Origin of the sequence: Ramlibacter sp. (genome assembly GCF_036383835.1) — a bacterium.
Lineage (GTDB): Bacteria > Pseudomonadota > Gammaproteobacteria > Burkholderiales > Burkholderiaceae_C > Ramlibacter.
On the sequence record NZ_DASVNN010000136.1, the window covers coordinates 1 to 7,905 of the forward strand.

Annotated in this window: 10 protein-coding genes; 2 read left to right on the forward strand and 8 right to left on the reverse strand. The window is 68.5% G+C overall.

Annotated features, from left to right (window positions below; all coding sequences use genetic code 11):
* The 4 genes from VF522_RS21240 to dusB all read right to left on the reverse strand — a co-directional run.
* Nucleotides 1–159, reverse strand: a 159-nt coding sequence (locus VF522_RS21240) for a Rid family hydrolase (RefSeq protein ID WP_330910322.1), incomplete at its 3' end; no start/stop codon positions are given.
* Nucleotides 160–189: 30 nt separating this feature from the next.
* Nucleotides 190–1,752 carry a bifunctional phosphoribosylaminoimidazolecarboxamide formyltransferase/IMP cyclohydrolase gene (purH, locus tag VF522_RS21245; RefSeq protein ID WP_330910313.1) on the reverse strand — a complete coding sequence of 521 codons (1,563 nt, stop codon included), beginning with the start codon at nt 1,750–1,752 and terminating at the stop codon, nt 190–192.
* The gene (locus tag VF522_RS21250; RefSeq protein WP_330910314.1) at nt 1,749–1,985 is read right to left on the reverse strand and encodes a Fis family transcriptional regulator; all 237 of its coding nucleotides are present in this window, start codon (nt 1,983–1,985) and stop codon (nt 1,749–1,751) included. The genes purH and VF522_RS21250 overlap by 4 nt, the downstream gene beginning before the upstream one ends.
* The gene (gene dusB / locus VF522_RS21255) at nt 1,982–3,025 is read right to left on the reverse strand and encodes a tRNA dihydrouridine synthase DusB (protein WP_330910315.1); all 1,044 of its coding nucleotides are present in this window, start codon (nt 3,023–3,025) and stop codon (nt 1,982–1,984) included. The genes VF522_RS21250 and dusB overlap by 4 nt, the downstream gene beginning before the upstream one ends.
* 130 nt (nt 3,026–3,155) lie before the next feature.
* Between dusB and VF522_RS21260 the strand changes: the two genes are divergently transcribed.
* Nucleotides 3,156–3,626 carry a YqaA family protein gene (locus VF522_RS21260; RefSeq protein ID WP_330910316.1) on the forward strand — a complete coding sequence of 157 codons (471 nt, stop codon included), beginning with the start codon at nt 3,156–3,158 and terminating at the stop codon, nt 3,624–3,626.
* Here VF522_RS21260 and VF522_RS21265 read toward each other — a convergent pair.
* The 4 genes from VF522_RS21265 to ychF all read right to left on the reverse strand — a co-directional run bounded on the left by VF522_RS21265 (nt 3,581) and on the right by ychF (nt 5,930).
* Complete coding sequence (locus VF522_RS21265; RefSeq protein ID WP_330910317.1) at nt 3,581–3,769, reverse strand: hypothetical protein; 189 nt, start codon at nt 3,767–3,769, stop codon at nt 3,581–3,583. The two genes, VF522_RS21260 and VF522_RS21265, sit on opposite strands and share 46 nt — an antisense overlap.
* A 92-nt stretch (nt 3,770–3,861) precedes the next feature.
* Nucleotides 3,862–4,314, reverse strand: coding sequence for a DUF2846 domain-containing protein (locus VF522_RS21270; protein ID WP_330910318.1), 453 nt, complete (start codon nt 4,312–4,314; stop codon nt 3,862–3,864).
* Nucleotides 4,311–4,709 (reverse strand): hypothetical protein, encoded by a 399-nt coding sequence (locus tag VF522_RS21275; RefSeq protein ID WP_330910319.1) that lies wholly within the window; start codon nt 4,707–4,709, stop codon nt 4,311–4,313. Before VF522_RS21275 ends, VF522_RS21270 begins: the two co-directional genes overlap by 4 nt.
* Nucleotides 4,710–4,835: 126 nt before the next feature.
* Nucleotides 4,836–5,930: a redox-regulated ATPase YchF gene (ychF, locus tag VF522_RS21280; RefSeq protein ID WP_330910320.1), complete on the reverse strand. Its 1,095-nt coding sequence runs from the start codon at nt 5,928–5,930 to the stop codon at nt 4,836–4,838.
* Nucleotides 5,931–5,961: 31 nt separating this feature from the next.
* On the opposite strand from ychF, the gene VF522_RS21285 reads away from it, so the two are divergent.
* On the forward strand, nt 5,962–7,770 hold the full coding sequence (locus VF522_RS21285; protein ID WP_330910321.1) for a sensor domain-containing diguanylate cyclase: 1,809 nt from the start codon (nt 5,962–5,964) through the stop codon (nt 7,768–7,770).
* Nucleotides 7,771–7,905: the final 135 nt, after the last annotated feature.

Here is a 7,905-nt window from a genome sequence, read left to right on the forward strand (position 1 = left end):
GATCGTCTGCTTGTACGGGTCGCCCGGGCCGACGATCTTGCCGTTCTCGTCCGTCGCGGTCGTGCCGGAGACGGCGATCACCTTGCCGACCTTCACCGCGCGCGAGTAGCCGATGATCGGCTCCCACTTGGATCCGGTCGAAATGTTCTGACGGGCCATGGACTGGTTCTCCCCGATGCGGATCGGACTCTAATGCTTGAAGTGACGCATCCCGGTGAGCACCATCGGGATGTTGCGCTTGCGCGCGACGGCGATCACGTCTTCGTCGCGGATCGAGCCGCCCGGCTGGATCACGGCGGCCGCGCCGGCGTCCAGGCAGGTCTCCAGGGCGTCCGGGAACGGGAAGAAGGCGTCGCTCGCCACCACCGCGCCCTTGACCCGGTCGCCCGCCTTGCGGACCGCGATGTGCGCCGAGTCGAGGCGGCTCATCTGGCCGGCGCCGACGCCCATGGTCATGCCGTCCTTGCAGAACACGATGGCGTTCGACTTGACGTACTTCGCGACCTTCCACGCGAACAGCAGGTCCTGCAGTTCCGGCTGCGTCGGCTGCTTCTTCGTCACGACCTTCAGCTCGCCCAGCGTCAGCTCGCGGTTGTCGGCCGTCTGCATCAGCAGGCCGGAGCCGACGCGCTTGATGTCCATCAGGTTCTGGCCCTTGTCCCAGGCGCGCTCGCCGCCCGGCGGCAGCGCGATCTTCAGCAGCCGCACGTTGGCCTTGCCGGCGAACACCTGCAGCGCCTCCGCCGTGAAGTCGGGCGCCATCAGCACCTCGACGAACTGCTTGGCCACCGCCTGCGCGCCGGCGCCGTCGAGGGCGCGGTTGAAGGCGATGATGCCGCCGAAGGCGGAAGTCGGATCGGTCTGGAAGGCCTTGCCGTAGGCCTCCAGCGGGTCCTTGCCGACCGCCACGCCGCAGGGATTGGCGTGCTTGACGATCACGCACGCCGGCGTGGCGAAGCTCTTCACGCACTCCCATGCCGCATCGGCGTCGGCGATGTTGTTGTACGAGAGTTCCTTGCCCTGCAGCTGCTGCGCGACGGCCAGCGAACCGGGCGCCGGATGCAGGTCGCGGTAGAAGGCGGCCTCCTGGTGCGGGTTCTCGCCGTAGCGCAGGTCCTGGATCTTCACGAAGCGGCCGTTGGCCTGGGCCGGGAACTGCGAGCGGGAGCCATCTTCCTGCAGCGACGACAGGTAGTCGCTGATCGCGGCGTCGTAGTTGCTGATGCGGTTGAACGCCGCCACGGCCAGCGCGAACCTGGTCTTCTGCGACACCTGGCCGGACGCCTTCAGCTCCTCGATCACCAGCGGATACTGCGCCGCGTCGGTGAGCACGGCGACGTCCTTCCAGTTCTTGGCGCCGCTGCGCACCATGGCCGGCCCGCCGATGTCGATGTTCTCGATCGCGTCTTCCAGCGAGCAGCCGGGCCTGGCGACCGTCTGCTCGAAGGGATAGAGGTTCACCACCAGGATGTCGATCGTGCTGATCGCGTGGCGGTGCAGCGCCGCCATGTGCTCGGGCAGGTCGCGCCGCGCCAGCAGGCCGCCGTGCACCTTCGGATGCAGCGTCTTCACGCGGCCGTCCAGCATCTCGGGGAAGCCGGTGACTTCGGCCACTTCGGTCACGGGCAGGCCCTGGTCGGCCAGCAGCCTGGCGGTGCCGCCGGTGGAGATCAGGCGCACGCCCTGCGCGTGCAGGGCCTGGGCGAGTTCGACGATCCCGGTCTTGTCCGAGACGGATAGGAGTGCGTTCATTTCAGCAGCTTGTGTTCGATCAGTTTCTTGCGCAGGGTGTTGCGGTTCAAGCCCAGCCACTCGGCCGCGCGCGACTGGTTGTTGTCGGCCTTGGCCATCACCACTTCCAGCAGCGGCTTTTCCACCACCTTCACCAGCATCTCGTACATCCCGTCCGGCTCGGTGCCCTTCAGATCGCGAAAATAGCTCTCCAGGCTCGAGCGGACGCACTCCTCGATATGTTTTTTGCTCATGCGTCGTTCTCGGCAAATTCTCGTGTCATCGGCTCTTCGCACGGAGCCGGCATGCGGTCCATGCGCGCGCCGAGCGCTTCGAAAAAGCGCTCGACCGCGGACAGCTGCTCGCCGCTGTCCTCGATGGCGTTCATCTCCGCGCGGAACGCTTCCCCCTCCGGAAGCGATCGCACGTACCACCCGATGTGCTTGCGCGCGCTGCGCACGCCGGTGAATTCTCCATACAGGCCGTAGTGGTCCTGCAGGTGCGCCACCAGGGCGCGCCGCACTTCCGCCACCAGCGGCGGCGCGAGCTGCGTGCCCGTCGCCAGGAAATGCACGATCTCGCGAAAGATCCACGGCCGCCCCTGCGCGGCGCGGCCGACCATCACGGCGTCGGCGCCGGTGGCCGCGAACACTTCGCGCGCCTTCTGCGGCGAGGTGATGTCGCCGTTGGCCACGACCGGGATGCGCACCGCCGATTTCACGGCGGCGATGGTCTCGTATTCGGCCTGGCCACCATAGCCCTGCTCGCGCGTGCGGCCGTGCACCGTCAGCATTTGCACGCCGCTGTCCTCGAAGGCGCGCGCGAGCACCACCGCGTTGCGGTGGTCCCGCGACCAGCCGGTGCGCATCTTCAGCGTGACCGGCACGCCGTGCGGCGCGCACGCCTGCACCACGGCCCGGGCGATGGCCACGGCCAGCGGCTCGTCCTGCATCAGCGCCGAGCCGGCCCACTTGTTGCAGACCTTCTTGGCCGGGCAGCCCATGTTGATGTCGATGATCTGCGCGCCGCGCTCGATGTTGTAGACGGCCGCCTCGGCCATCGTCTGCGCGTCGGTGCCGGCGATCTGCACGGCCACCGGGCCGGGCTCGCCCTCGTGATTGGCGCGGCGCGAGGTCTTCAGGCTGTTCCACAGCTCCTTGCGCGACGTCACCATCTCGCTCACCGCGTAACCCGCGCCGAACTGGCGGCACAGCTGGCGGAACGGCCGGTCCGTCACGCCGGCCATCGGCGCGACGAACACGTTGTTCGCCAGGGTGTACGGGCCGATGTGCATGGGGGAGGACGCGGGAGGGGTGCCGAAAAAAGAGGCACGATTGTAGGCCCGCGGGATTTCAGAGCTTGAAAAGCGAAACAGGGCAGCGCCCTACAGGGCTGCCGAGCTGGCTCGCCTATGATCCGCCCGCATGCATGCGTGGTTCGAGTCCCTGCTCCTCCTGCTCGCCCTGCCCCGCTTCGGGCTCGCCACCCTCTTCGTGGTGTCGTTCATCTCGGCGACGTTGGTGCCGCTCGGCTCCGAGCCGGCGCTCTACGGACTGCTGCGCCTCAATCCCGAACTGTTCTGGAGCGCCATCTTCGTGGCGACGGTGGGCAACACCCTCGGCGGCATGGTGGACTGGTGGCTGGGGTACGGCGCGCACGAGGTGGCGGACAAGTACAGCCATTCGCGCTCGCACCTGAAAGCGCTCGACTTCCTGCAGAGGCTCGGGCCGAAGGCCTGCCTGCTCGCCTGGCTGCCGGTCGTCGGCGATCCGCTCTGTGCGGTGGCCGGCTGGCTGCGCATGCCGTTCTGGCCGTGCAGCCTGTACATGCTGATCGGCAAGTTCCTGCGCTACCTCGTGTACACGCCGCTGCTGCTCTGGGTGTTCCCGCACTGAACGGCGGCTTCCTCCTCGCCCGACGCCGCCAGCGGCGAGGCGATGGCCCAGGCAAGCGCGAGCAGCATCGCGCACAGCAGGATCTCGTACCAGCGCAGCGCCTCCTGGCGCAGGCGGATGGCGAAGCGGTGCAATCTGGACATGGCGGCTCCTGGAATGGACGCCATGGTCGGCCCCGCTACCCGCGATTGCAGTGAACTGTGCACCGCGCCAGGCAGGCGCGATGCACGGTGCTTCACTTGGCGGCGATCGGCTTGCCGACGTAGGCCAGGGAGCCGATCTCCGCCCTGCCCTGGGTCGGCGGCACGACTTCCAGGTTCAGGCGTCCCTGGATCAAGCCCATGTTCATGTACATGCGCACGTATTTCGTTTCGCCGGGCGCCAGGCTGAAGGACACCGTCTTCTCCGTTTCGCCCGCGCTGCTGGCCACGTAGTTGCCGGCCGGGCGGTCCACGTAGAAGAAGCCGCCGGTCCTGGCCTCGCCGACCAGGTCCTTGTTCAGCTTCACGTCCGGCGCCAGCGCAGCGCCGACCATGGTGGACTGGCGGTAGAAGTAGATGCGGCCTTCGCCCGCCTTCAGGCTGGGGATGCTGCCCGCCATCTCCTCGTGCCTGGCACCGGTGGCGGCACAGCCGGCCACCAGCAGCACGGCACCGGCGGCGACGATCTTCAGGACACTCCGTCTCATGGGTTCGCTCCTTTGGCGAGTGGTAGGGAAAGCGGCGCGGGCAGCGGGGAGTAGTGGACCTCCCCGGGCAGGTAGAAGCCGTGCAGGGTGGAGCCCTTCACGACCAGGTAGGCTTCGTGCACGTTGCGGCCGACGATGGTGAACACGCTCTCCACCGGGCGGTACACCGTGCCTTGCGGCAGGGTGCCGACGGCGCGCCAGAGACTGTCTTGCGGGAGGGCTCGCGTCCGCCCGGTGGGCAGGTCGACACGCACCGGCGATGCGATCGTGATGTCCGGAGCGGGCCGCTCCAGGCGCGCCAGCGTGGCCGGCGTCACCGGCACTTCAGCGGCGCAGCCCGCGAGGATCGCACCCATGGCGATCGCGGCGGCCGCGCGCAATTGGCGTCGCAGCATGGATTTCCCCCCTCGTTGCTTCTGCTCTTGTCCATTGGCCTGTCGTGCAGGCCGGGCGGAATCTAGCAGCAGCAACCCGGAGGGGTCACGCGCAAAGCGGACGGACGTCGCCGTCCGCCAACAAGGTCACACGTTGAACAGGAAGTTCATCACGTCGCCATCCTTGACGACGTATTCCTTGCCTTCGCTGCGCATCTTCCCCGCGTCCTTCGCGCCCTGCTCGCCCTTGAAGGCGATGAAGTCGTCGAAGCCGATGGTCTGCGCGCGGATGAAGCCGCGTTCGAAGTCGGTGTGGATCACGCCCGCGGCCTGCGGCGCGGTGGCACCGACCGGGACGGTCCAGGCGCGCACTTCCTTCACGCCGGCGGTGAAGTAGGTCTGCAGGCCCAGCAGCGTGAAGGCCGCGCGGATCAGGCGGTTCAGGCCCGGCTCGTCCTGGCCGATCTCGGCCAGGAACATCGCCTTGTCCTCGTCGCCCATGTCGGCGATCTCGGATTCGATCTTGGCGCAGATCACCACCACCGGCGCGTTCTGCGTCGCGGCATAGGCCTTCAGCTTGTCCAGGTGCGGGTTGTTCTCGAAGCCGCCCTCGTCGACGTTGCCCACGAACATCGCCGGCTTGGCGGTGATCAGGAACAGCTGCTTCAGCAGCGCCTTTTCGTCGTCGGTCAGCGGCACCGTGCGCACCGGCTTGCCTTCGTTCAGCGCCTGCTGCACCTTGGGCAGCACCTGCATCATCTTGGCCGCTTCCTTGTCGTTGCCCGACTTGGCGGCCTTGGAGTAACGCGAGATCTGCTTGTCCACCGTGCCCAGGTCGGCCAGGCACAGCTCGGTCTGGATCACCTCGATGTCGGACACCGGGTCCACCCGTCCGGCCACGTGGATCACGTTGGGATCCTCGAAGCAGCGCACCACGTTGACGATCGCGTCGGTCTCGCGGATGTGGGCCAGGAACTGGTTGCCCAGGCCCTCGCCCTTGCTCGCGCCGGCCACCAGGCCGGCGATATCGACAAACTCGACGATGGCTGGCACGATGCGCTCGGGCTGGACGATGCCGGCCAGGGCGGAGAGCCGGGGATCCGGCAGTTCGACGATGCCGACGTTCGGCTCGATCGTGCAGAACGGATAGTTCTCGGCGGCGATTCCCGCCTTGGTCAAGGCGTTGAACAAGGTGGATTTGCCCACGTTCGGCAAGCCCACGATCCCGCACTTCAAACTCATGTCAGTACCCGTTAACGAAGCCGGAAAGTGTATGCCATCGCGCATGGCCCGGCTGTTCGCGGGACTTGCGCTGCTGCTCCTGGCCTGCTTCGCCGCGTCCGCCGCGCGGGCGCAGGCGCCCATCGCGCTGCACGACCAGCCAGGCCGGATCGAGTTGAGCGGACCGGTGCGGGCCTGGGTCGATGCGAGCGGCGACGCGACGGTCGGGGAAGTGAGCCGCGGCGCCCATGGCGTGGCCTTCGAGGCCGCGCCGGCCGACACCACCTACCGGCTCGGCGCGCACGGCGCGCTATGGCTGCACCTGCGGCTGCAGCGCGGCGCGCCGGAACGGCAGGACTGGGTGCTGGAATTCCCGATGCCGGTGCTGGACCGGGTCACCGTCTACCAGATCGACGAGGGCGGCTGGCGCGGGGAGACCGCCGGCGACACCCTGCCGGTCGAAACCTGGGAGGAAGCGGGGCGCTATCCGTTCTTCCGCATCGAGATCGAACCCGGCCAGGTGCGCGACATCTACGTGCGGATCCGCCACGCGACCGCGACGAATTTCCCGATGGTGCTGGACACCACCGCCGTCCACAGCCGCCACCAGCAGATGGAGTACCTCGCGCTCGGCACGGCTTTCGGGGCGCTGCTGCTGCTGATCGCCGGCTGCCTCGCCCGCGGCATCGCCTATCGCGATGCGATGTTCGGCTGGTACGCGGGCTACGCGGCGCTCACGGGGCTGGCCGTGTCGGCGTACACCGGTGTCGCCGCGCACCTGCTGTGGTCCGGCCTCGGCGTCCCGGGCGACAGTGCGATGCCGGTGCTGGCCTGCGCGGCGGCGGCCGCCGCCATGCTGTTCATGCGCAACATCTTCGCGCTGCGCCGGCCCTTCCCGCGCCTGGACCGCCTCATCTTCTGGCTGGCGGTCGCGGCCTTCGTCGCCGCGCCGGCCACCGCCGTCCTGCCCAAGGCCATCACCGCGGTGGTGGTCAGCGCCTGCATCGTGGCCGGCACCCTCGTGGCGCTGCTGGTCGGCATCGTCTGCTGGAGGCGCGGCGACCCGGTCGCGAAGTGGGTGGTGGCGGCCTACCTGCCCATGTGCATCGCGGTGGGGCTGAGCGTGCTGCGCGTGTTCGGCGTGGTGCCGCTCTCCGTCGGCGGCCAGTACGCGGTGGTCGCGGCGATGACGCTCGAAGTGCCGCTGCTGCTGGTGGCGCTGTTCATCCGCTCGCGCGACCGCCACAGCGCCGAGATCCGCGAGCAGGCCCTGTCCACGCACGACGCGCTCACCGGCCTGCTGGCGCCGCACCTGTTCCACGACCGGCTGCGGCAGGTGGTGGGGCGCTACCGCCGCGGCGGCGAGCAGGCCGCGGTGATGGTCATCGACCTGGTCAACCACGGCCGCATCCACCAGGTGTTCGGCACGGCGGTCGCGGAGCAGAGCCTGCTGCGCAGCGTGATCAAGTTGCGCCGCCTGCTGCGCGACGTCGACACCGTCAGCCGCGTCGGCGAGGCCCGCTTCGGCGTGATCCTCGAAGGCGCGTCCTCGCGCTCCTCGGTGACCGAGCGCGCCTCGCGCCTGATCGCCGCCGGCCTGATGCCCCTGCCCGGCCTGAAGCCCGACGTGACCCTGCAGTTCCACGTGGCCGCGCTGATGCTGGACGAGCGGCCGATGGAAGCCGAGGAGATCCAGCAGGCCCTGGACGACAAGCTGGCGCGCATGTCGGCCCGCACCCGCCGGCCGATCCGCTTCGTCGATGCCGGGACGCCGCCCAGCTCGGAACCGGAGTCGATGTTCGCGCCGGATGCCGACGCCGAGCCGCCGTCCCCGAACCTGGCGCCGCTCCGTCAGCCGTAGGGTGGGTGTTTGGACTGGGGACATGGGTAACACCCGTGCGAGGACATAGGTAACGCTTTCGGGGTGTGGATAACACTTCGGAGGGTTCTCATGCCGTGGCAGGAGAGAGATACCGTGTCCATTCGCTTGGAATTC